Below are 24,329 nucleotides of genomic sequence, written 5' to 3'. Positions count from 1 at the left end.
TGGATTACAAACCTAAAGCACATAAGTCTCAGCGAACACTCTCAGCGAACAACAAAACCTTGATTATATCCGTATTCTTTTAAGTCTTTTTTCCAAAGCGCGATTCCGTCTTTAAGACGAATTTTAGGGCCAGGGTCGTCTGGAAGAACAAAATCTTTTCCGTCATCTTGCTTAATTCCAGCGTCAATCATAGCTTTAATGTTTAAACGCGCTTTTGACTTTCGATTCCAATCGTAAGCTAAGCCAACTGTGGAGCGAAAATCACTACGCGAATATACTTCAAATGGCAAATACTTGTACCCCGTATACACATGTTGCGCCGCATCCGCAAAAACTCTATTAAAGCGTTGCCCGCCAAAGTATGGCACTTTAATTCCTCTAGAATCCAAAACAGTAGTCTTATTCAAAAATGCGCTATCTCTAAGAGTTACAACGTCTGCTGGGAATGCTCCCGAACTAACGCGTTCTTTAATGCCTTGTTGATTGTGGCAAACAAAATCAACAAAACGCATTGCAGCTTCTGGCTTCCTGCTAGATTGCAATACACTTAGCGCAGATCCGCCCATTTGCGCATTATTATTTTTGCCATCCATTGTTGGAACTCTTGCAACACGCCACAACCCTGCTCCGCCTGGAATGTCATGCATTAAAAGAGAAGTCATCCACGCTCCAGCAAAAACGGAAGCAACATTTCCAGAACCAACAGCGCTCTTCCAAGCTGGAGTCCACGTTGTAAGCCTTGTGTCCACTAAGTCTTCGTCAATCATTAATTGCCAAAATTTTGTAAAGTCTTTTGTTCCTTTATCTTTGCTTAAGCGAACAGTAACAGTTTTTCCGTCGTGCGAGGTTATAAACGGATGCCCGCCAGAAAGCCAAATCATAGCGTTGTAAAAGCTAGCATCTCCAGAATCCGCAGCAATATAAACACCAATATTTTTTAGCTTTCTTGCTGCGTGAATGTAGTCTTTCCAAGTGTGAATTTGCGTAGCATCCACGCCTGCTTGGCTAAACACATCTTGATTATAAAACCACGCTAAAGGCCCTGAATCCATTGGCAAACCGTATATTCGGCCTCCTAATTGCACAGAAGACCATGATCCTTGCGTGTAAAATGTTTGAGTTCCCTGTACCCTATCTGTAATGTCTAGAAGCTGACCGCTAACAGCGTATTGTGGCAAAGCATAGTACTCAAGCTGAGCAACATCTGGCATGCCATAGCCATCTTGAATAGCGCTATTAAGATTGCTATACCCGCTTGTGTCTTTAACACTAACGCGAATATCTGGATTTTGCTTCTCAAAATCTGCAGCAATCCGCTTCATGCTTGGCTCCCAAGACCACACCGTGATTTTTGTTCTAGAATCAACAGATCCGCATGATGCACAAAAAACAACAGCAAAAACGCATATAATCGCAGAAATTACACGCTTTATATAACGAGTCAAATCGCAGTTTATATTACGTTTTACATTACGCATAACAAAACAACCAAAATCCTGCTTGCGATTTTTGTGCGGTCTTCTTGCACTCATAACACTCATTGTATTGCTATTCCACAGTTACGGATTTTGCAAGATTCCTAGGCTTATCAACGTCGTAGCCTTTAAGCTTTGCCATATTCATAGCAAAAAGTTGCAATGCTACAACATCTACAAGCGGGCTTAGCAATGTTGGGCATTTAGGGCGCCAAAACACAATATCTGCGTAACGCTCAGCGTCTGGATCGCCGTCTTCTGCAACCGCAATCGTAAACGCTCCGCGAGCCTTAACTTCTTCGATTCCCGATATCATTTTAGCGTGTAAAACGTCTCTACCTCTAGAAGATGGCACTATAACAACAACTGGCTCTCCCTTATCTACAAGAGCAATCGGGCCGTGCTTTAGCTCCCCTGCAGCAAAGCCTTCTGTAAACGTGTACGCAATCTCTTTTAGCTTTAATGCGCCTTCTAGCGCTACTGGGTAGCCAACGTGCCTGCCAAGGAACAAGAACGATTTTGCGTCCATCGTTCGCTTTGCAGCTTGCATAATCGAGTCCGTTTGAGTGTCTAAAACGTTTTGAATTTTATCTGGCATTTCTTTAAGCTGAGACACGATTTGCTGAATCTCATCTCTATACATTGTTCCTTTGACTTGAGCCAAATAAAGCCCAAGCATGTATGCTGCTACGATTTGCGCAACGAAGGCTTTTGTGGAAGCAACTGCGATTTCCGGGCCTGCATGCGTGTAAAGTACAGCATCCGATTCTCGAGGAATACTCGATCCTTGAGTGTTGCATATTGCAAGCACGCGGCTACCCTGCTCACGCGCATGCCTTAACGCCATTAGCGTGTCCATTGTTTCGCCAGACTGAGATATTGCAACAACAAGCGTTCTATGCGTTAAAATCGGGTCTCTGTACCTAAACTCGTGAGCCAACTCCACTTCTACTGGCACGCGCACCCAATGTTCAATCGCATATTTTGCAACTAATCCAGCGTAGCTTGCTGTTCCACAAGCCACAACTATTATCTTGTCGATTGATCGCAAAATATCTTGACTAATCCTAACTTCGTCAAGAATAATGTTCCCTTTTGCGTCGAATCGCCCGCGCAAAGTATCGGCTACAGCATGCGGATCTTCGTGGATTTCCTTATCCATAAAGGAATCCCACCCGCCTTTTTCTACTGCAGAAGCATCCCAGTCTACTGTAAAGTAACTAGGGTTTTCAATCTCGTTTCCGTCAAAATCTGTAAGTAAAAGCTGTGCTTTTTTGCATCCGTTTATATCTCCGATTAAAACAGCTTGATCTTGACCAACTTCAAGAACTTTATCTGTGTATTCTACAAAAGCCGCAACGTCGGAGCCTAGAAAATACTCGTTATTTGAAACACCTACTACAAGTGGCGAATCGTGGCGAACAGCAGCAACAATATTAGGCTGTCTAACGTCTACAGCAAGTAGAGTAAAAGCTCCTTTAAGAATTTTTGCAACTCGTCTTATTGCTTCAAAAAGATCTGGCTTACCAGTTTCTTCAATTATTTGATTCGCGATTTTTCCAAGCGCTTTTGCTGCAACTTCCGTATCTGTTTGAGACGAAAACTCTATGCCTTCTTTTTGCATTTGTTCTTTAAGGCTAATAGCGTTTTCAATAATACCGTTGTGAATAAGGGCGATTTTTCCGTCTGCACTAACGTGAGGATGCGCGTTTAAGTCGCATGGAGCACCATTTGTAGCCCAACGCGTGTGGCCTATTGCAACGCTCGCTTCTGGCATTGGATTTTCGGCTATATCTTTTCTTAAAACAGCTAAGCGACCAGCTTTTTTGCGCACGCATATAGAATCCATTCCTGGAGCAGCAAGAGCTACACCAGACGAATCATAGCCTCTGTACTCTAAGCGTTCTAATCCGTTTAAGCAAACTTCTAAAGGCTTTGCGCAAACTGTGCCAAAACCTGCGTATCCAACAATTCCACACATAATTTTCTATTGTACGTTATAAAACGTGTGTGTTTCTACTCGTTTTGCAATTATGTTTTGAATTATGTTTTGAATTATGTTTTGCAATTACTGCTATCTGTTGCTATGAATGCTATCTGCTTTTGCTTCAAATCCTTTGCCAAAATGCTTTTCTAACATAACCTGCAAAACCATCAAAACAGACGTAATCACCAAATACCAAACACTAGCAACAATAAGAAGCGGAATCGGCTTATAAATACGATTAGCAACAGCATTAGTAGCAAACTGAAGCTCCAAAGTAAAAGGAACAGCCAAAACCAAAGACGTAGTCTTAAGCATACCAATAGTCTCATTACCCAAAGGCGGAACAATAATACGCATAGCCTGAGGCAAAACAACCCTACGCATAGTCAAAGACCTACCCATACCCAAAGCCTGAGCAGCCTCAACCTGACCAGCATCCACAGCCTCCAAGCCAGCACGAACAATCTCCGACAAATACGCAGCCTCATTAAGAGACAAACCAATAACAGCAGCATTCAAAGAAGTCATAACAACATTAGAATCAATCGAGAAAAACTCAACAGACGTAAACGGAACACCCAAACTCAACTTAGGAACAAGAACCGCAAACATACCCCAAAAAACAAGCTGCGTATAAACAGGCGTACCACGGAAAAACCAAATAAAGAACCAACTCACACCACGCAAAACAGGATTAACACTCTTACGCATCATAGCCAAACAAACAGCCAAAACAATCGCAATAACCATAGAAAGCAAAGTCAACAACAAAGTCCAACCAATACCAGCAAGAACATTCTCGTTAAAAATGTACTTCCAAACGATTGCCCACTCAAATCGAGGATTTGTAGCAATTGAATACACAAGAGCACACGCTATAATCGCCACAATAATGCCAGATATAATCGGCACTGGATTTTTGACTGGCAAAATACGCTCGTTGTTGTTGTTATTTTTAGCACTCATGTTTTTATCCTAGTCTAATCAACTAAAAAGCAATCACACTTTTGGATTTACTTCTGGGTGCTTAATCATAACGTCTTCAACACCCCACGCCTTCATTATTTCTTGATACGCGCCAGTTTGTATCAGCTTTTCAATACCAGCTTTTATTGCTTCTACAAGCTGAGTATCTCCTTTTTGAGCAATAATGCCCATAAGAGCTTTATCGCGGCTTTTACCCAATGGCTCTAGCTGCCCGTCCGTTTGCTCAATCGCAAAACTAGAAACAGGAGTGTCTGCATACATAACGTCTGCGCGGCCTGCAACTACTGCAGTCGTAGCATCCGTTTGTTCCCTAAAAGCAAGAACGTCTAATGGCGCTTTGCGACTTACTTTACAAACATCTCTTGCGTCATACATTTGAGTTTCGCTTGTTGTTCCAACTTGAACAGAGACTTTTTTACCGCATAAGTCGTTAAGATTCACATTTGTTGGATTGCCTTTTCTAACAACAAAAAGCAAGCCAGCATCCGCGTACGTTACAAAATCAACCGACTTTTCTCGCTCTTTGCTAACCGTAAATCCCGAAACACCAATATCAAATTTGCTTCCAACAGATGGCAAAATCGCGTCAAAAGGCGCGTGAACAATGCGAAGCTTTAACCCCATCAATTTTGCTAACGCTTTGTTTAAGTCAATTTCGTATCCTACAACCGTTTTTCCATCTCTAGCATAAAATCCTGCTGGCGCATACCCAACATTAGTGCCCATTACAAGCTCGCCACTTTCAACAAGCTTTTTTGGCAACATTGCAGCAATACTTTTATCTTTTTTAATACGATTAACATCGTAGCTGCGCGCTAAAAGAGGATCTGGCCCAACAGCATCACTTGTTCCGCAAGCACTAGAAAATCCTAGTAAAGATAGCGACGTAAACGCAGCAACAAATCTTAGCCAACGAGATACACGAACGCCGTTCTTACTATGCGAGTTTGATTCGCATGAAGAACATGCATCACTCATACTAATCTCCGAATAAATTGGATGGAATATTCAAACAATGAACAACTTTACACTATGTTTGTTATTACACAAACACGCTAAACACTACGCAAAATATTCTTTACGTAAAATTGTTTGAATAATAATACTAATCAAAATAAAAAGGCTGCAGCAAACACCACAGCCATAAATTATTCATAATTTTACACAAAATACTTTAATTTTTACGTATTTATATTTATATGTTAAACTTACAAAACATTGTGCAGAAAATCCTTGAACCTTTCAGTTTGAGGATTATCAATAATCCCAGACGTTCCACATTCAACAACTTTTCCGCCGTCCATAAACACAACTTGATCTGCAACTTCTCGAGCAAAACCAATCTCGTGAGTTACAACAATCATTGTCATACCATCGTTTGCCAAGTCGCGCATAACATTAAGCACTTCTCCAACAAGCTCTGGGTCTAGCGCAGACGTAGGCTCATCAAAAAGCATGATTTCTGGCTTCATAGCAAGCGCGCGAGCAATCGCAACTCGCTGCTGCTGACCGCCCGAAAGTTGAGAAGGATAATGATCTACGCGGTCTGCCATTCCAACGCGCTCAAGCTCTTTAACCGCTAAATCGTGCGCTGCAATTTTATCCATGTGCAAAACGTGAACTGGAGCTTCCATAACGTTTTCAATAGCAGTCATATGTGGAAACAGGTTAAAACGCTGGAACACCATTCCAAGCTTTGCGCGCTGCGCTGCAATCTCTTTATCGTTTAACGCTTGCAAAACCTCTTTACCCTTACGAACAACAGTTTTTACGCCAATGCGCTCGCCGTAAATCGTAATTTTTCCAGATGTGATTGTTTCAAGCTGGTTCACTAATCGCAGTAAGGTTGACTTTCCACTTCCCGAAGGCCCAAGTATAACTGTTACACTTCCTGGCTTAACAGTCATATTAATGCCCTTAAGAACTTGCAAATTGCCAAAGCTCTTATGCAAATCGCTTATAACTACTGCTGGAATATCATTATTATTATTCTGATTTTGCGCGTCTTGTACGTCTTGCTCTGTAAGTGTTAGATTATTTGTCATTTTTCCTCAAATCTAATAAAAACTAATGGAATTTTATCATTTATAATGCACTTATTTATGCTTGCATTATGCAATCAATACAACTATGCGTTAAATCCAAGCATTGTTGCATTATTGCGACCATTTACCGCATCGCTAGCAGCTTTAATGGCTTTATCTCCACGCTTTGCAGCATTTGAGTTGATTTGCGTATTTTTTACAATGTCTTTTGCTTCGAATCCTTTGCCAAAATGCTTTTCTAACATAACCTGCAAAACCATCAAAACAGACGTAATCACCAAATACCAAACACTAGCAACAATAAGAAGCGGAATCGGCTTATAAATACGATTAGCAACAGCATTAGTAGCAAACTGAAGCTCCAAAGTAAAAGGAACAGCCAAAACCAAAGACGTAGTCTTAAGCATACCAATAGTCTCATTACCCAAAGGCGGAACAATAATACGCATAGCCTGAGGCAAAACAACCCTACGCATAGTCAAAGACCTACCCATACCCAAAGCCTGAGCAGCCTCAACCTGACCAGCATCCACAGCCTCCAAGCCAGCACGAACAATCTCCGACAAATACGCAGACTCATTAAGAGACAAACCAATAACAGCAGCATTCAAAGAAGTCATAACAACATTAGAATCAATCGAGAAAAACTCAACAGACGTAAACGGAACACCCAAACTCAACTTAGGAACAAGAACCGCAAACATACCCCAAAAAACAAGCTGCGTATAAACAGGCGTACCACGGAAAAACCAAATAAAGAACCAACTCACACCACGCAAAACAGGATTAACACTCTTACGCATCATAGCCAAACAAACAGCCAAAACAATCGCAATAACCATAGAAAGCAAAGTCAACAACAAAGTCCAACCAATACCAGCAAGAACGTTGTTGCTTATAAGATAAATTCCAACAACATTCCACTCAAATCGCGGATTGGTGACTATAGAATAAAGCAGTGAGCATGCAATTATAGCTACGATTATGCCAGCTACGATTGGTCCAGGATTTTTAACTGGCAAAATGCGCTCGCTTCCTTGCGAATTTTGCAAAGGCTTTTTATTTAAACTGTTAAACATACTTTCTCCATAAAGACTTTAGGTTGCAACATATGCAAATTAATGTAGATTAAATACAAAAAATTGGCGTGCGATTTTACCTATACTAATAGCTATAAACGCACGCCGAATTTAAAATCAGACTTCTGGGTTTACTTGCGCTTCCTTAATAGCAACGTTTTCAACGCCCCACTTTTTAAGAATGTCTTTGTAAACGCCATTCTTCATAAGCTTATCGATTGCAGCCTTAATAAGCTTTAGCATCTTAGCATCGCCCTTCTTAACAGCTGCACCCATTGGCTCCGCGTCATCGCTGCTTTCTAGAATCTCTAGCTTTCCGCTATTCTTTATTGCAGCGTAACCAGCAACAGGAGTGTCTGCATACATAACATCTGCGCGGCCAGAAAGCAAAGCTGTAGTGGCATCTGTTTGATCCTTAAAGCTTAGGATTTCAAGCGGCTTATTGTTATTCGCCTTGCATTGCTTCTTGGCTTCTTCCATGATTGGCTCGCCAACAGTGCCAGTTTCTAATGTAACTTTTTTGCCGCAAAGATTCTTTGGATCCACCTTAGTTGGATTGCCTTTACGAACTTCAAAAGATAAGCCAGCGTTTGCGTACGTTACAAAATCAACGGACTTCATACGTTCAGCGTTGACTGTAAAGCCAGAGATTCCAACGTTATACTTGCTTCCAATTGCTGGAATAATGGAATCGAATTGCGCGTGCATAATCTTGGCTTTTAAGCCCATCAACTTTGCTAACGCCTTAGAAAAATCAATCTCGTAACCGACTGGAGTTTTGCCATCGGCAGCAAAGAATTCTGCAGGAGCATAGCTAACATTTACGCCAACAGTTAGCTCGCCAGTTTTTGCAACGCTTTCTGGAACAAGCTTTGCAATCTCTTCGTCTTTTTGAACTTTGCTTACATCGTAGCTGCGTGCCACATCTGGGTCTTCTGCTTTAGAATCAGCAGGGCCGCATGCGCATGTGCATCCAATCAATGCAAGAGTTGCAATTGCAGCAATTGGCTTAATTGACTTAAAAATCTTATTTGACTTAAGCATTTTCTTCTCCTGTTCAATCCTTCAGTCTTAAAGAATGAATAACTTATAATTTACAGTGATATGCATAACTATACACGATATCGCTACTAAATTGCGATTATTAAAATACAAAAACTGAATATTCATAAATTGCCATACACGCATATATTAAAAATTAGCGAAAAATAGCGAATTGCAAAATCAAAAAGCCGTATATTATTCGTAAAAATGAATAATATACGGCGTGTCGTTATACAATCGCACTACATGGCAGGTCGTCGCGCCCGAGCAACACCAAGTAAGTGAAATATGCGCGTATTATTTTCCGCACTTTGTACGTAATTTAGGTCAAATTTGGTACAAAGTGCGTCAATTGGTTCCGCTTTTTGTACGTGATTTAGGTCAAATTTGGTACAAAACCCGTAACATCGTTCGCGCGGTCTAAGCGCGCGAACGTCTTCGCTTGCGTTGAAAGCACACTGTGCTTTCAACCTTAAGCAAGCTCAGCGCGCCAAATTACCTTCGCGCGCTACGCTTTAAGCGCTCAGGCAGGTTGGTGCGCAAGCTAGGTAGAGATTCGAGATTTTTCGCACTGAATGAGATGAACCTCAGCATGAAATGGTGATTCATCGAATGAAGAAGAAAAATCGAGAATCTCAGTGATGAAAGCTACGCAATTGTTCAAGCATGCAAGAGGGCTGGGTGATTCTTGGTCGAACAGTATAAGAGCGGCAGACGATACCAAATAATCCAATGACTCACCCTACAAACAAACCTCAACACAAAAACAAAATCAAAGCCAAATCGGAACAACCGCAACACTAGACAACACGTAATAGGCGGAGCGTTGTGAGACAAGAAACACCCAGACCTCCTACAACACCAAGCAAGGAAGACGCAAAACGGCGAATCACCTAGATTGCATATTCTTGTATCGCATAGCGCGCAATGCCTCGCGCTTATCTTGTTCTTCGCGCAAAGCCTGCCGCTTATCGTACTCTTTTTTGCCTCGCGCCAAAGCAATCTCAACTTTAGCGTAACTGCCCTTAAAATAAATCCTCAAAGGCACAATCGTATAACCTTTAGCTTCAATTTGCCTAGAAAGCTTAGCAATTTGAACAGCATGAAGAAGTAACTTACGCTTGCGTTTTGGCGCATGATTATTCCACGTTCCATTTAGATACTCTGGAATATTTGCGCCTTCTAGCCAAATCTCACCACGTCTATCAATATTTACAAACGCTTCAGCTAAAGAAGCTCTGCCTTCTCGTAAAGACTTAACTTCGGTTCCAGTAAGCGCAATACCTGCTTCGTAGCAATCTTCAATCGCATAGTCGTGATTAGCTTTTTTATTTCTTGCAACAGTTAAAGTACCATCTGAACCAGGTTTTTTATCCAAATTACACCAACCTAAATCGAGTCATACCTAAATCAAATCATAAAAATTAAAAATTAATAGTGAACGTACTCATAGTTTCCAGCATTGCCGATAGTCCTATAAGACGGGAACGTTGCAAACCCAACACCACCTTCAGATATAAGCACGGAGCCATCGGAATTTACGCGCTCAACAACAGCAACATGACCATACGTAGGGTCGGATCCAGCAGCACCTCTAGAAAACACCATAACAGCGCCAACATGTGGAGTGCGATTTACAAGATAACCGAGTCGGCGCCCAGAATTTGCCCAGTCTGCGCCGTTTCCCATAAATGACCCAACAGGCAAACCAAGCTGCGACCTACGCAAATATGCCCAAAGCGTGCACTGGCGAGCAGGGTATGCAGAACCTCCAGCAGTATTACCAGTATTATGTCCGTAGCAATTACCAGCACCAGCAGGGCAATTGCCAGGAACTGAGTAATTCATACCACTTGCAGCACCATTAGAAAGAGGCAACGCAGGCAAATAAGGCGCACTCCAGCCACTACCACGCATTTGTTGGCGATTAGCATTTGGATTCATGCGAGCTGCAGCAGACGCAGCCAAAGCCCTAGCTTGAGCGTCGATTTGAGACTTTAACGCAACGATTTCTGCAGCCTCACGAGCAGCACGAGACGTAAGACTGTTCTTTTGACTTTCCAACTGCTTTCTAAGAACACTTCCCTGGTCTCGCAAATTTTGCAAAGAACGCTGCTTATCTACAGCAGCTTTTGCTGCAGCTTGCGCGCTTTGTGCCTGGTCTTGAGCTTTTTGCTTTAATTTTTGAATCTCATCTTCTATAGCAGCCAAACGCTGACGCCTATTCATTGAGTTGCTCAAAGTAACAGCAGCATCGTTAGCAGCATTCGCCTCACTACGAACAACGGCAGCTTCCGATTGAAGTTTTCCAACAAATTGCTCGGTAGTTGTTGAATTGGTTACCATAGCCATTACGTTAGAAGCGTTTGAGCCGTGGAAACTTTTTCGCGCAAGCTGGGCCACAGCAGCCTTTGCGTCGTCAAAATCTTCGCCAGTTTTTTTAATCTTTTCTTCCAAATCGCGCTTATCTTTTTGAGCAGATTGCAAACGTTGATTTGTTGATTCAACAAGACTCATTGCTTGTTGCGCTTGATCTTGAGCCTGTTGAGCTGCTCGAATCTGGTTTGGAATTTGATGCTCGTTAAGATCATTAAGCTCTAAAATCTTATCTGCAAGCTGCTTACTAACTCCAGCCAATTGCTTTTTAAGAGCCGCATTACTTTGCACTTTTCTGTTGTAATCTTGCATTGTTACAGCATTCGCACGCAAAGGAGTATACGCAAGTAGAATAGTAAATGCAGAAAGCATAAGAACGCCTAGCGCAATCACGCTAGTAACAACGCGTTTAGAATAGTAAAAATAGCATCCTTTGCTTTCAAACTTTCTACCCAACTTGCTTTCCTTTCAACCTTTACAAGCACTAAAGCGAATTATACATTGAAAATCTTATTAATCGTAAGCGTTTCAAACCAATCTTAAGTTTTATATCACTTATATTTAGGCGATTTATTTAAGACGATTTGCTTATAACAATTTATTTAAGACAATTTACGCTTGCAAATATCGTCTCAAAGCAAACGCAGAGGCGATTATTGAAAGCAATACAGCTCCAATAACCAACGCTGGAACAGTCATCCAAACAGTTGCTTGATTAACAAACGGCATCCAACGAACGTTTTGTGCAAGCCAATCTGTAATAAACACCTTAACAACAATGCTTAGCGCGCACCCAGATAGCAAAGATCCTATAAGAGAAGCAAACGCTCCTTCTAAAATAAACGGCATACGAATTGTCCAATTAGAAGCGCCAACAAGTCGCATAATCTCTGTCTCTTGCTTTCTAGAAGCCGCAGACATGCGAATCGTAGTACCTGTAAGCATAATCGCAACAACAACCATAACTGCAGCAAGAACAATAGTCACAGCTGTTGCGTGATTCAAAACACTAAACACGGGGTCAAAAATCTGCCTTTGGTCCACAACTTCTTCTACGCCTTCACGACCAGAAAGAACCTCGGAAACAACTTGATATTTTGTTGGATTTGTAAGCTTTAGTCGCAAGGAATCTTGCATATCTGCAGCTGTTAAAGTGCGGCCTTGATATAAGCCATTAGGATATTGCTTAAGAAAAGTGTTTTTATAAAACTCACTTCTGCTAACGTAAGTTATGTTTGAAACGTCTGAGCCAAGTTCTTGGTTAATAATGTTTTCTAACTTTACGATTTCGCTCTTTGTTGGAGCTTTTCCAGAAGCGCAAGATGCTGCTTGACTCGTACCATCTGGGCAAAGCCACGCAACCACTTCTACTTTGTCGTACCAATCGCCCTTAGCTTTTGTGATTTGTGCTTGCATAAGAACAGATGCGCCTATAAACAAGAACGATATGAAGGTAACGAGCATTACCGAAATAATCATAGAAACGTTTCTGCGTAAACTAATCCACGTTTCGGAGAATATGAATCGCAATCGCATTACTCGTCTCCTTCGTCCTTAAGATTTTCGCTATTATTCACTTCTGTTTTATTCTCTTCGCTTTTATTCGCTTCTGTTTTATTTACTTCGCTTTTATTCGCTTCACTATCGCTAGCTTTGCTATTAGAGCTTGTTTCATTCGACCCATCAACGCTACTGGCATCACCCTTATCTTCTGACTTTTTTGCAGGAGGAGCAGGCGGAATCGAAAGCCCACGCCCCCAAGTCATAGTTGTTTCTAAAGGCTGAAAAACCTCGCCATATCTACCCGTTCTGCCAGAATGAACAGATTGCGCAAGACGAGCAATGCCCTCATTATTTTCGGACCCATTTTGCAAAGTTTGAGCAACAGCATCCATTGCCTTTTTTGCTTGAACTGCACGCTTTGCACGTTTAGACATAAAACGATAATTTTCTTGCGACTCGTCAAAACCATTTGCATTTATAGGTGATTGACTATTAGCATTTGAGCTAGATTCGCCATTTGATTCGGCATTTGATTCGCCATTTGAACCGCTCTTAGAATCGCCATTAGAATCAGCAACAGCAGCACTAATGGAGTCTCCTTCTACAGCTTGTTGAGCTTTCGACTTTTGCTCAACATCTGCGTCTGGGAAGTAAAGCGCAGAATCGTAAGAGCCTTCGCGCTCATCTCGCACAATATGACCAGAATGAAGCTCCACAACGCGTTTTCGCATAGAGTTAACAATTTCCTCATTGTGCGTAGCCATAACAATCGTAGTACCCGTGCGATTAATGGCGTCCAAAACTTCCATAATTCCAAGCGAAGTTGTAGGATCCAAGTTTCCAGTAGGCTCGTCTGCAAGAAGAATTTGCGGATGATTAACGTACGCGCGCGCAATGGCAACTCGCTGAGCCTCTCCACCCGAAAGCTCGTGCGGATAATTATTCTCCTTGCCAGTTAAACCAACTGTTTCCAAAACTCGCGGAACAAGCGACTTAATCGTAGAGCGGCTCGTGCCAATAACCTCTAGTGCAAAAGCCACATTTTGATACACAGTTTTATTATTCAGCAGCTTATAATCCTGAAAAATAAAGCCAAGTGACCTTCTATACTGCGGAACCTGGCGATTTACCAGTCGCCTCAAGTCGTTGCCAGCAACGTGAATCTCGCCTTTTGTGGCTTCTTCTTCTCGCAAAAGCAAACTCAAAAGCGTTGTCTTACCAGACCCAGAAGCGCCCACAAGAAACACAAAGTCGCCGCGATTAACGTCTAAAGAAATATCGTCCAAAGCGGGGCGTGTGCCCTTAGGATAAATCTTCGACACATGTTCTAGCGAAATCAGAGACATATCTGCATTTTCCTTTACGAACTATTGAACGATATTCTTTACTTTTTACTATCTTATAGATTGTTTTTGATTTTAGGCGCTTTACGCTAAGTCAAAACAACCTAGACGCAATTATCCGCGCTTTGCAGCAACTCGCTGCTCGTGCCTCCATCGAATGCCAGCTTCAATGAAACCGTCAATATCTCCGTCAAAAACAGCTTGAGTTTGCGAAGTTTCGTAGCCTGTGCGCAAATCCTTTACCATCTGGTACGGGTGAAGAACGTAGGAGCGCATTTGGTCTCCCCAACTTGCCTTAATATCTCCAGCAAGCTCCTTCTTTTTAGCAGCTTCTTCTGCATGCTTTAACACAAGCAAACGCGATTGCAAAACTGCCATTGCAGCGGCACGGTTCTGAATCTGGCTGCGCTCATCTTGCATAGAAACAACCAAACCAGTAGGCAAATGGGTAATACGAACAGCAGAATACGTAGTATTTACGCCTTGTCCGCCAGGACCAGACGCTTGGAAAGTGTCTACGCGAATGTCTGAATCTGGAATGTCAATATGATCCGTAGCTTCAACAAGTGGGATTACTTCCACGGCACTAAAGCCAGTTTGACGCCTGCCTTGATTATCGAATGGAGATATACGAACCATTCTGTGAGTGCCGCCTTCTACGGAAAGACGACCATACGCGTATGGAGCATCCACTTGGAAAGTCGCAGATTTAATACCAGCTTCTTCCGCATAAGACGTGTCCATCATCTTAGTTTTGTAGCCATTTCGCTCTGCCCAGCGCAAGTACATTCTAAGAAGCATTTGCGCAAAATCAGCAGCATCTACGCCACCAGCGCCAGATCGAATAGTAACTACAGCTGCACGCGCGTCGTATTCTCCGTCAAGAAGAGTTTGTACTTCCATATCGTCAAGCTCGTGAGCAATAGCGCCAAGCTCATCTTGAGCCTCGCTCATAGAATCGGCATCGCCTTCTTCTTGCCCAAGCTCAATCAAAGTTTTAGCATCTTCAATGCGCTGATCTACAGCTTGCAAACGCTTTAATTGAGACTGAGCTGCCGAAAGCTTACTCGTAACTTGCTGAGCGTGCTCAGAATCATCCCAAAGTCCAGGCTGTGCAGCTTGCTTTTCTAAATCTGCAATCGTAGACTTAAGCGAATCAATATCTATTGCTTTAGAAATCGAAGAATACTTTGCTTCAACATCATTTAACGCTTGAGCAAAATCAAATTCCGCCATTTACTTAAAGTACCTCTTTATGTTTTATTATGTTCGTTTTACGCAATTACTATTTAACGCTATTTAACGCTTTACACAATTACTATTAAAAGTTTAGCGAACAGTCAAAATCTCTGGACCATTCTCTGTAATTGCAATCGTATGCTCACTATGAGCACCGCGCGAACCGTCAGCAGATCGAAGAGTCCAACCGTCTTTTGGATCTTGATAAATCTCGTCAGTAGTCTTTAAGAACCACGGCTCAATAGCAATAACCAAGCCTGGGCGAAGCTTGTAGCCGTGGTGAGCTGTGCCATCGTTAGGAACGTGCGGATCGCCATGCATAATATGACCAACTCCGTGGCCGCCAAACTCAAGATTTACGCTGTAACCATACTCGTGAGCAACGCATCCAACAGCTGCAGAAATATCGCCAAGACGGTTGCCAGGCTGAGCCATGTTAATGCCAGCCTCGAGTGCTTCCTCCGTGCACTTAATCAAGCGCAAATCTTCTGGATCTGCATGCTTTCCAACAACAAAGCTAACAGCAGAATCTCCAACCCATCCGTCAACGTTAATCGCTAAGTCAAGCGTTAGCAAATCGCCGTCTTTAAGGTTGTAATCAAAAGGAACGCCATGAAGAACAGCATCGTTTACAGAAGTGCAAATGTAGTGCGCAAAAGGACCAGTTCCAAAATCAGGAGCGTAATCAACATAGCAAGAAGATGCACCTTTACGGCTCATAATGCGTTGGCGAACAAAGTCATCAATCTCAAGAAGATTTGTTCCAACTTTTGTCATTGCTTGTAAATCTTTAAGAATACTACCAACGAAGCGACCCGCAGGCTTCATAGCTTCAATTTCGGATGGAGTTTTAAGTTCAATCATGATTTAAGACTAACGCGCAGGCACGAAAATAGCACAAAATATGGCGAAAATACTAGCCAATGATGTCGCTTAATACTTGTAATCTAGGCACATGCATAATAACAATGAAAATAATAATAAAGAATCGCAGAAGGAAATTTCTGCTGTAAATTTTGACCCAGCTTCCTTCTCTTCGGTTATTCGACCACAAGACGATTTATTCCGTTACGTAAACGGTCCTTGGATTGACACTTACACTCTTCCAGAAGACAAACCAATGTTTGGTGCTTTCTACAAGCTTGCAGAAGATGCAGAAACGCAAATTCGAGATATTTTAGAAAGCGAAGATTGCCCAGCCAAAAAGTCGCGAATCTTATACCGTAACTATTTAGATACTGCATCTATTGAAAAAGCTGGAATTACGCCAATTAAGAGCGATTTAGACGCTGTTGATGCAGCTAGCAGCAAAGAAGACTTAGTTCGCACTATTGCTTCTCTTACTCCATACGGCGGCCCAAATGCAATGTTTGCTTTTGGCGTATACGGAGACCCTAAAGACCCTAAGACGAATATTATGCACATTGAGCAGGCTGGATTGGGCTTGCCAGACGAAGCATACTATCGCGAAGATAATTACGCTCCGATTCGCGCTGAATACGTAAAAATGGTAGCAAAGTTGCTGCGATTAGCTGGTTACGGAGATGCCACTACTACAAGCGAGCAATCGGAACGTTTCTTGAAGGTGGAAACACAAATCGCAAGCAACCATTGGGATAATGTAGCAACACGCGATTCTCAAAAAACTTATAATCCTTACGATTATGAAGATTTGGCAAAAACGCTTGAAGCACTAAACCTTGACGCTTTCTTAGATGCTGCTCAAAAATCTTACGATAACTCGGAAGAAGCAAAGAATCAGCCAATAGATCTTCGCAAAGCTTTTAGCAAAGTAGTAGTTCACGAGCCAAGCTTTATAGAAGGATTGAATAAGATTTGGCAAGAAGCGAACTTAGAAGATCTAAAGCTTTGGGCACGCGTTCATGTGATTTTGTGCTGGGCAAGCATGTTAAGCGAGGACTTTGCACAAGCGCGATTCGACTTCTACGGCAAAGTGCTTTCTGGCGCCACCAAGCCACGCGACCGCTGGAAGCGCGCAATCGGAGTTGTTGACGATGCTTGCGGCGAAGAAATTGGCCGCGAATATGTGCGCTTGCACTTCCCTGAGTCTTCTAAAAAGTATATGGAAGGCTTAGTTAGCAATCTTATTAACGCATACCGCGTATCTATTTCTAACAGCAGCTGGCTTGGCGAGGAGACTAAGGCAAAGGCTTTGGAAAAGCTTAGCAAGTTTGAGCCAAATATTGGTTACACAAATCATTGGATTGACTACTCTGCGCTAAATATTAAGGAAGACGCTGGCTTAATTGAGAATATGCGCGAAGTTTCTCGATTTGTGTTTGGTAGGTATACTGCAAAAGCTGGAGAACCTGTGGATCGCGAAGAGTGGCAGATGACTCCGCAAACCGTAAACGCTTACTACGATCCACTGCTTAACGTAATCGTGTTCCCAGCTGCGATTTTGCAACCTCCATTCTTTAGCCCAAGTGCTCCAGACGCAGCAAATTACGGTGCCATTGGTGCAGTAATTGGCCACGAAATCGGCCACGGTTTTGACGATCAAGGTTGCGAATACGATGGCGACGGCGTTCTTAACAATTGGTGGACTGAAGAAGACAAAACCAACTTCACTGAGCGCACTAAAGCGCTTATTGAGCAATACAATGCTTTTACTCCAACGCAGCTTATTGTTAAGTATTCTCACTTAAAGAGCAAAGAAGAACGCAATGCAATGCCTCACGTAAATGGCGCTTTAACAATCGGCGAAAATATTGGCGATTTAAGCGGCGTAACTATTGCGCTTAAAGCGTACGCTTTTGCTTTGCAAAAGAGCAATGGTCAAGAGATTGACGGAAGCGACGATGCAATTCGCGAAACTTTGCTGAACGCTCCTAAGGTAGATGGCTTCACTGCTTTGCAACGATTCTTCTTAAGCTACGCGCTTGTGTGGCGTTCAAAGTCTCGTAACGAGATTGCGGAGCAATACCTTCAAATCGACCCACACTCCCCTGCAGAGTGCCGCACTAACGGCATTGCGCGCAACGTTGACTTGTTCTACAACGCATTCGACGTTAAAGAAGGCGACGAGATGTGGCTCGACCCTGCTAAGCGCGTACACATTTGGTAAATCGCTGATAAGTCGCATATTATAAAAACATAATGGGAACGCTGCATTAGTAACGTTCCCATTATGAATATATGGATGCTATCTATGTACATACATACATTCTAGGAATGCACTTTTTAAAAACGCATATATGTTAAACATAATAATAGTAATATTTCCAACTGCATCATTCATTGAATATATCGATATGTTAACTTTTCAAATCTTTTAACAAAACTTAAAAAAATCACTTGTCTTTTATTTCTTAAAAATGATATATTTGTAGTGCTAATTTTCAATAAGACTGGACTTGTTATCCAGTTTGATTGCTCAGCAGTTTTGATGATTATCACTGCAGGGGAAGCTTTCTAGCTTCCCCGTTTTTATTTATTCGTTGAAAATTAGCTTCTACCATTCTTGATATAATTGTGATGCTGCAAGGTGTCTTATGACAGGAGTTGAAAATTAGCTTCTACCATCCTTGATATAATTGTCAAACAGTTTACAATCTTACTGGCGTGGTTGAAAATTAGCTTCTACCATCCTTGATATAATTGATCTGCGCTCGCTGCTATCGTGCATCTTGTTGAAAATTAGCTTCTACCATTCTTGATATAATTGAATCGCAAGTAGAGACGGACGCGCTAGAGTTGAAAATTAGCTTCTACCATTCTTGATATAATTGTCAGTCAACATATTATTTTTAATAATCAGTTGAAAATTAGCTTCTACCATTCTTGATATAATTGGGCATCGCATAAATAATGCTGGCGCGTCGTTGAAAATTAGCTTCTACCATTCTTGATATAATTGAAATCGTTAATATCGCCCTTTGTGCGTTGTTGAAAATTAGCTTCTACCATTCTTGATATAATTGTTAGTAAATTCTAAAAATGCAATAAATGGTTGAAAATTAGCTTCTACCATTCTTGATATAATTGCTATACTCACGAAGCAACGCCATGCCTTGTTGAAAATTAGCTTCTACCATTCTTGATATAATTGAAATCGTTAATATCTCCCCTATCGCGGTGTTGAAAATTAGCTTCTACCATTCTTGATATAATTGGTATATCGTCAAGAATGGTAGAATTCCAACCTTTATAAGACATTTTATGATTAAAAAAGCATAGCAATATCGGGAGTCTCCTCTTTCTTTTCTTGCCTGGCATTGTAATAACGTTGTGCAGATGACCATTGATGATCACTGACATGTAAAATGCGTATAGATCCACGTGGAGGAAGATTATCCTTAATTATTTTTACTGAAGTTCTATTTCCTGTTTGAGTGGGGCTATAACGAACATATACAGAAAATTGCACCATTGCATACCCCATATCAAGCAGCATATTGCGAAATACAGTTGCAGCGTGACGCTCTACTTTTGTTTTCACTGGTAAATCAAACATTACTAAACACCACATGCCACCACTGTCCTCATCGACTTTCATAATTCACTCCTTACGAATTGTGGTACTTGAAATTCTTCCACGTCTTTTTCCACATAAATACCATATGATTGAGCTAAATCAGATAAAGCACTAGGAATTGTATGTCCAGAACCATTAAACTGTTGATTAACACTGTCGATTAAATACTTTTTAACTGCTTTATCATTCGTAGTATCTGAGAATGATAATTTTGAAACAGCGTAATCAACAGCTGGTCTAAACGGTTCAATTATGTCATCTGCTAAGCAGAAATAATTAGTACCATTATGATGATTCATACCCATTGCTGGATTAAGACCAGCAGATAAAACTGCACGAATGGAAAAACCACGCAACACCATATAAGCATAGTCAAGTAAAGCATTCCTATCTTGACCAGACCCTGGTTTACGATGAAAATCTTCTTCCTTTGGAAAAATACGTTTCCAATATTCACGAGCAGCTTGACCTTCTCTATTCGTTACATCTCCAGAACGAACAGTATTAGATAGTCCTCGTAATAACCCACCCCCTTCTTTACTTAATAAATCAAGGCAAGCTGCTTGTCCACGTATTTTCGCACGAACAATCTGAGCCCACGCTGCTTTTCTTCGAGGCACACTCATTGTTGCCTGCGACAATTGACGGATGGTAATTCTCGTAGGAACATTAATCCACGAATGCATAGCACTTATAGGAACACATCGCCAATCACAGGTCATTACACAAGTACCATATTCAGCACACTGATGAAGCAGACCTGCAGAACAGTTACAATGCAAACCAATAAGCAATATTGCCGTTTCCGCTAGAGGAATTTCAACTTTCTGCTCTAATGCGTGATCACACACTAAAATCCTACCGCGAATATACCGTAATTCACCTTGTAAATTAGTACAATCAATCACACGCCAAGCGTTCTGCATAATTCCTCTATTCTCTATTTTCTCCAGTATCCCAACGCCAAGAAATAGGTAAATGAGAACGCGATGCCCAACGAGGCTCACCTAATGCATTACGTCGAATAGTTGCTGCTTTATACTGAGCCAATACATTAACCGAAACACGCCAACCTTTACCAGCTAGAATCTCATTAATAGATTTTTCATAAGAAGAATAATCAAAGTTATTGCGCTCACAATTCGAATACAACTTGTCAATTCCTTCAGAAGAAATCATCGATGGTTTAAGTATCAAAACTTTTTCAGTGTCTGTACCCACAACCACCCAATGCCTATATGCTGTACAATCTGCACCTATTTTGTTTAGGAATTCTACAAATTTACCTATATTTTCTGATAATGTAATATGACTAAAATCAACGATAATCTCATCGCCAGGCACAAGATATCCGAGATAATTAGCATTACCTGTTTGCACAGCATGAGCGACTTTAGTATTAGCATATCTCATTGAGATAGACTGCTCAGGCAAATCACACGAGAATAAATCTTCATGAATATGTCTATGCAAATCATTTTGAAATACACGAATCATTCCATAAGATTTTTGAACTTTTCCACTTTTCAACTTTTTAAAGCATTCATAAATGCGTAGATGGTGGATAGAATTACCAATCTCTGCAGAACCTTCTCGTACGAAAAGCTGCGCTGCTTGTGCTTCGAAAAAAGTAATCGAATCATCAGCATTTAACTTCTTATTATGCAACAGGATAGTTCTATTTGGATTTTCAGGAAGACCATTGTTTACATCATAATCAGGATTCCTTGTCAAAGCACAATAAAGTGCAGGAGTAGAAGAACGTCGGATTGTTTCACTGTCGATTTCATCACCGACATGCAACTTCAATAATGCATGTACCTCATATTGGTGAACAGAAGAATTACTGTATCTCAAACGAATAGAATTAACCACAGCAATACGATCAGCTCTCATTTCTTCATTAAGAAGTTTCAATAGCGCATTCATACGAACAGACCAATTAGCATATTGCTGATATCCTTGATCATTTGCCGTTGGATATTCTTTCCAATCAATACCACCGGGAACCACTTTATTGCCTTGTAATAACTGTGTTTCACGCAGATTGCATTTAATTGCAAGTATTTGAGCTATTCCTGGAGTCATCATTGCAATTACTGATGCATCAACTGCATGATGTCGTCTATCAAAACGAGTTTTTCTTCTACCATCAAAGAACTCTAGTTTTCCGTCAATTCCAGACATTCTTCTTGCTATAGCAGTAAGCGATCCAGCATAAACTCCAACATTTATTTGAGATTTATTACTTATATCGGAAATACCATTGTTTGTTTGATAATTCTGTGAATTATAATACCAATCAATTCTACGATGCAATTCGTTTGCCATCCATGCAACCGATTCAATAGAACGATTATCAAACGCTTCATCACCAACTTTTTGTTTCAAGCGAGATATAACTTCTTTTTTGAATTGATTAGCACCGTGTTTATCGTATGATTTAGGCGGGAAAATAAAAGCACGAACCCGATTAATAGCGGAATCTACACTAATATCATGATTCTTGCAATATGTAGACTGTTCGCACCAAGTTGCAAAAGGAGTATTACACTTTTGAGCGTTACACGATGAGCAAGTAGCAACTAAATTCTCACGAGTATTCGTCGAACCTGGTCCCTTACGTGGAACAATATGGTCTAGCTCACAAGTATTATAAGTAATCTCAGAGCCACAATACAAACATTGTCCATTCTGACGTTGAACAGCTTCATAACGGCGTATATCTGCATCTGAAATAGAATCACTCGTGCCCAAATGCAAAGAATTCCGCATCATTGCTTTAAGATTTTCTTTGCCTTTGGTTCGTTTATCTAATAATTCTTTATATGAATTCGCCATTTTTTTAGATTGGAATCCAGAACGAACATGTTCAATATTAATACGTACAGGATTACCCCAACGATTTTTAGCACTTATAAGGAATCGATGCACAATTTTCAATACTCGATCAACTGAAGGATTACCTGTTGGCTCTGCAATAGAAGCTTCAGATGAACGCCAATTATTTGGTAAATTAAATAACTTTTTGCGCGCTTCAAATAAATCATCATCAGTTTCAAGCATTTGCTTATTGAGTTCATCTAATGTTTCCAAACTATAAGCAGCACGACCATTAGGTAATGAAATATTTTCCAATGCCGCAATTTCTGTTTCATCCATTGAATCAATAAACGCTATTGCCGAACCGTACTTATCTTGATATTCAGGATTATCATGAATTGCCTCTATGTCTACCGTGTTGCTCAATATATCAATAAGAGCTTCTTTATCTTCTTGCGTACGATTAGCATCTAACCACCAAGTGAGCAACGATTGTCTTAAAGATTTATTATTCGCATAAATAATAGCTAACTCACTATTCAACATTGGAGGACGATTACCAACAGATTCTCCATCTCCTATTTGTGATCCTACTCCACGCAACTTATAGCGTTCAATTCCGAGGCAATCAGCTACATCAATCCAAGTGTATAATGGTGCTTCAGTGCTTTTCTTTTTTGATGACTTATCAATTGAAGTCGTTAATAATTTATAAACATTCTGTTTTTCTTCTATCGTCAGACAACGTTCTTTTGAATTTTCTCTTATGCGAAGATTAGAAATAGTAGATATGATTCGATATTTCTGAAACGCTAACGATGCCTTTAGCGCACGCTTACCCTTTCTTGTTATAGCATCCTTACCAACACGATTTTCTGCAGAGCCACGCGGAGATTTAGCATAGAAAACGGCATTAATAATCTGCTCTCTAACATACTTGTCATCAATATGTTGCACATTGAAAATATTGAGAATCTCAAGCATGCTGTCACTTTGCATTAACTTACGTGGTAAAACAGGATCTAATAAGTTGGGATGATTTTTCTTTTTATCGTCTGTAGTTATACGTAAACGACGCGAGGGTTTACCTTGTTGCGATAAAAGATAATCACGTACTAATTGCGCAGGCGTAGAACCTTCACAACCTACTCCTGACGCAAGCTTTTCAATATTTTTTAACAACTCATTGTAAAATTCAGAATACTCAGTCTCTTGCATCATTGACTTTATTGACTGATAAGGATTGCGCCAACCACGATGTCGAGCAATATGACGAATTGCAACACTTAACATTTGTTTACGCTGTTCTTCATCCGCAATATATTCATCAGCAAGTTTTGCACGAAAAATCCATGGAATAAACGAATCAGAAAAATCTAAATCCTTGTTCTCAACAACAGGCCAACCCAATGATTGCAATAGAAAATCAAGTTTCTGCAAACGACGTCTGCGCTGACGATATAACCTGCGCACACGCCGCGCGACACCAGAAATTGCTTTACGCGTATCAGATTCTTTTGCACCATTTGGATCAATACCAGCATCATGAATAACACTCATTGCTTTAAGTATTCTTATAGGTTCCCCGTAATCATCCAAACGAATTGCAGCAAGACCTACTGAATTTAAACCGACGTCAATGCCGATAGCATAAGAAATATTGCCTTCCATATATAAAATCATAATCAATTATTTATATAAATAAAATAAATATCTATAAATTTTCATGTAATAAATATCTATGGCATAGCATTAACTTAATAACGAGAGTGCCGCACTAACGGCATTGCGCGCAACGTTGACTTGTTCTACAATGCATTCGACGTTAAAGAAGGCGACGAGATGTGGCTCGATCCAAGCGAGCGCGTACACATTTGGTAAATCGCAACATTTTGTAAGTCGCAAATAATATAAACAAATAATATAAACA

17 protein-coding genes, 1 pseudogene and 1 CRISPR repeat array are annotated in these 24,329 nt (G+C 40.9%); of the genes and pseudogenes, 2 read left to right on the top strand and 16 right to left on the bottom strand.

Going from position 1 to position 24,329, the window contains the following annotated elements:
- Positions 1 to 41: 41 nt before the first annotated feature.
- From HXT23_RS02100 to map, 13 genes are all read right to left on the bottom strand, one after another.
- Positions 42 to 1,532, bottom strand: a complete 1,491-nt coding sequence (locus HXT23_RS02100) for an ABC transporter substrate-binding protein (protein ID WP_032815585.1) — start codon at positions 1,530 to 1,532, stop codon at positions 42 to 44.
- Between the two features lie 16 nt (positions 1,533 to 1,548).
- The gene (gene glmS, locus HXT23_RS02095; RefSeq protein WP_422113018.1) at positions 1,549 to 3,456 is read right to left on the bottom strand and encodes a glutamine--fructose-6-phosphate transaminase (isomerizing); all 1,908 of its coding nucleotides are present in this window, start codon (positions 3,454 to 3,456) and stop codon (positions 1,549 to 1,551) included.
- A gap of 93 nt (positions 3,457 to 3,549) precedes the next feature.
- Entirely contained in the window at positions 3,550 to 4,428 is an 879-nt protein-coding gene (locus tag HXT23_RS02090; RefSeq protein WP_116438491.1) for an amino acid ABC transporter permease, read from the bottom strand.
- A gap of 33 nt (positions 4,429 to 4,461) precedes the next feature.
- The gene (locus HXT23_RS02085; RefSeq protein ID WP_016635665.1) at positions 4,462 to 5,427 is read right to left on the bottom strand and encodes an ABC transporter substrate-binding protein; all 966 of its coding nucleotides are present in this window, start codon (positions 5,425 to 5,427) and stop codon (positions 4,462 to 4,464) included.
- 230 nt (positions 5,428 to 5,657) lie between these two features.
- Positions 5,658 to 6,494 (bottom strand): amino acid ABC transporter ATP-binding protein, encoded by an 837-nt coding sequence (locus HXT23_RS02080; protein WP_422113017.1) that lies wholly within the window; start codon positions 6,492 to 6,494, stop codon positions 5,658 to 5,660.
- Between the two features lie 83 nt (positions 6,495 to 6,577).
- Positions 6,578 to 7,573, bottom strand: coding sequence for an amino acid ABC transporter permease (locus HXT23_RS02075; RefSeq protein ID WP_422113016.1), 996 nt, complete (start codon positions 7,571 to 7,573; stop codon positions 6,578 to 6,580).
- Positions 7,574 to 7,690: 117 nt separating this feature from the next.
- On the bottom strand, positions 7,691 to 8,617 hold the full coding sequence (locus HXT23_RS02070; protein ID WP_016635763.1) for an ABC transporter substrate-binding protein: 927 nt from the start codon (positions 8,615 to 8,617) through the stop codon (positions 7,691 to 7,693).
- An 889-nt stretch (positions 8,618 to 9,506) separates the two neighbouring features.
- A complete protein-coding gene (smpB, locus tag HXT23_RS02065; protein ID WP_004130644.1) occupies positions 9,507 to 9,995 on the bottom strand; it encodes an SsrA-binding protein SmpB in 489 nt (162 codons plus the stop codon).
- A gap of 53 nt (positions 9,996 to 10,048) precedes the next feature.
- Complete coding sequence (locus HXT23_RS02060) at positions 10,049 to 11,365, bottom strand: CHAP domain-containing protein (protein ID WP_230479099.1); 1,317 nt, start codon at positions 11,363 to 11,365, stop codon at positions 10,049 to 10,051.
- 240 nt (positions 11,366 to 11,605) lie between these two features.
- Positions 11,606 to 12,529: a permease-like cell division protein FtsX gene (ftsX, locus tag HXT23_RS02055; protein WP_032812849.1), complete on the bottom strand. Its 924-nt coding sequence runs from the start codon at positions 12,527 to 12,529 to the stop codon at positions 11,606 to 11,608.
- On the bottom strand, positions 12,529 to 13,842 hold the full coding sequence (ftsE, locus tag HXT23_RS02050) for a cell division ATP-binding protein FtsE (protein ID WP_422113015.1): 1,314 nt from the start codon (positions 13,840 to 13,842) through the stop codon (positions 12,529 to 12,531). Before ftsE ends, ftsX begins: the two co-directional genes overlap by 1 nt.
- A 111-nt stretch (positions 13,843 to 13,953) precedes the next feature.
- Positions 13,954 to 15,075 carry a peptide chain release factor 2 gene (gene prfB / locus HXT23_RS02045; protein WP_422113014.1) on the bottom strand — a complete coding sequence of 374 codons (1,122 nt, stop codon included), beginning with the start codon at positions 15,073 to 15,075 and terminating at the stop codon, positions 13,954 to 13,956.
- Positions 15,076 to 15,168: 93 nt separating this feature from the next.
- A complete protein-coding gene (gene map, locus HXT23_RS02040) occupies positions 15,169 to 15,942 on the bottom strand; it encodes a type I methionyl aminopeptidase (RefSeq protein ID WP_016785904.1) in 774 nt (257 codons plus the stop codon).
- A gap of 91 nt (positions 15,943 to 16,033) precedes the next feature.
- On the opposite strand from map, the gene HXT23_RS02035 reads away from it, so the two are divergent.
- A complete protein-coding gene (locus HXT23_RS02035; RefSeq protein ID WP_422113013.1) occupies positions 16,034 to 18,166 on the top strand; it encodes a M13 family metallopeptidase in 2,133 nt (710 codons plus the stop codon).
- A 372-nt stretch (positions 18,167 to 18,538) separates the two neighbouring features.
- Positions 18,539 to 19,214: a CRISPR direct-repeat array (repeat unit 36 nt; unit sequence GTTGAAAATTAGCTTCTACCATTCTTGATATAATTG).
- Positions 19,215 to 19,264: 50 nt separating this feature from the next.
- On the opposite strand, the gene cas2 is transcribed toward HXT23_RS02035, so the two are convergent.
- From cas2 to cas9, 3 genes are read right to left on the bottom strand one after another with little or no spacing between them, the layout of a single operon-like run.
- A complete protein-coding gene (gene cas2, locus HXT23_RS02030; protein WP_004108445.1) occupies positions 19,265 to 19,597 on the bottom strand; it encodes a CRISPR-associated endonuclease Cas2 in 333 nt (110 codons plus the stop codon).
- Positions 19,594 to 20,502: a type II CRISPR-associated endonuclease Cas1 gene (cas1, locus tag HXT23_RS02025; RefSeq protein WP_422113012.1), complete on the bottom strand. Its 909-nt coding sequence runs from the start codon at positions 20,500 to 20,502 to the stop codon at positions 19,594 to 19,596. Before cas1 ends, cas2 begins: the two co-directional genes overlap by 4 nt.
- Positions 20,503 to 20,509: 7 nt before the next feature.
- Complete coding sequence (gene cas9 / locus HXT23_RS02020) at positions 20,510 to 24,070, bottom strand: type II CRISPR RNA-guided endonuclease Cas9 (protein WP_422113011.1); 3,561 nt, start codon at positions 24,068 to 24,070, stop codon at positions 20,510 to 20,512.
- 96 nt (positions 24,071 to 24,166) lie between these two features.
- Here cas9 and HXT23_RS02015 point away from each other — a divergent pair.
- Positions 24,167 to 24,280: pseudogene (locus tag HXT23_RS02015) on the top strand (M13-type metalloendopeptidase); the annotation flags it as partial.
- Between the last annotated feature and the right edge of the window lie 49 nt (positions 24,281 to 24,329).

It is taken from the genome of Gardnerella sp. DNF00257, assembly GCF_049262745.1.
Taxonomy (GTDB): domain Bacteria; phylum Actinomycetota; class Actinomycetes; order Actinomycetales; family Bifidobacteriaceae; genus Bifidobacterium; species Bifidobacterium piotii.
The sequence above is the reverse complement of the archived record's forward strand: the minus strand, read 5'-3'. Positions and strand labels throughout refer to the sequence as shown.

Excerpts from the sequence above, each read along its gene's own strand:
- HXT23_RS02100 (WP_032815585.1), bottom strand. The coding sequence starts at position 1,532 with ATGAGTGCAAGAAGACCGCACAAAAATCGCAAGCAGGATTTTGGTTGT.
- glmS (WP_422113018.1), bottom strand. The coding sequence starts at position 3,456 with ATGTGTGGAATTGTTGGATACGCAGGTTTTGGCACAGTTTGCGCAAAG.
- HXT23_RS02090 (WP_116438491.1), bottom strand. The coding sequence starts at position 4,428 with ATGAGTGCTAAAAATAACAACAACAACGAGCGTATTTTGCCAGTCAAA.
- HXT23_RS02085 (WP_016635665.1), bottom strand. The coding sequence starts at position 5,427 with ATGAGTGATGCATGTTCTTCATGCGAATCAAACTCGCATAGTAAGAAC.
- HXT23_RS02080 (WP_422113017.1), bottom strand. The coding sequence starts at position 6,494 with ATGACAAATAATCTAACACTTACAGAGCAAGACGTACAAGACGCGCAA.
- HXT23_RS02075 (WP_422113016.1), bottom strand. The coding sequence starts at position 7,573 with ATGTTTAACAGTTTAAATAAAAAGCCTTTGCAAAATTCGCAAGGAAGC.
- HXT23_RS02070 (WP_016635763.1), bottom strand. The coding sequence starts at position 8,617 with ATGCTTAAGTCAAATAAGATTTTTAAGTCAATTAAGCCAATTGCTGCA.
- HXT23_RS02060 (WP_230479099.1), bottom strand. The coding sequence starts at position 11,365 with ATGCTTTCTGCATTTACTATTCTACTTGCGTATACTCCTTTGCGTGCG.
- ftsX (WP_032812849.1), bottom strand. The coding sequence starts at position 12,529 with ATGCGATTGCGATTCATATTCTCCGAAACGTGGATTAGTTTACGCAGA.
- ftsE (WP_422113015.1), bottom strand. The coding sequence starts at position 13,842 with ATGTCTCTGATTTCGCTAGAACATGTGTCGAAGATTTATCCTAAGGGC.
- prfB (WP_422113014.1), bottom strand. The coding sequence starts at position 15,075 with ATGGCGGAATTTGATTTTGCTCAAGCGTTAAATGATGTTGAAGCAAAG.
- map (WP_016785904.1), bottom strand. The coding sequence starts at position 15,942 with ATGATTGAACTTAAAACTCCATCCGAAATTGAAGCTATGAAGCCTGCG.
- HXT23_RS02035 (WP_422113013.1), top strand. The coding sequence starts at position 16,034 with ATGCATAATAACAATGAAAATAATAATAAAGAATCGCAGAAGGAAATT.
- cas2 (WP_004108445.1), bottom strand. The coding sequence starts at position 19,597 with ATGAAAGTCGATGAGGACAGTGGTGGCATGTGGTGTTTAGTAATGTTT.
- cas1 (WP_422113012.1), bottom strand. The coding sequence starts at position 20,502 with ATGCAGAACGCTTGGCGTGTGATTGATTGTACTAATTTACAAGGTGAA.
- cas9 (WP_422113011.1), bottom strand. The coding sequence starts at position 24,070 with ATGGAAGGCAATATTTCTTATGCTATCGGCATTGACGTCGGTTTAAAT.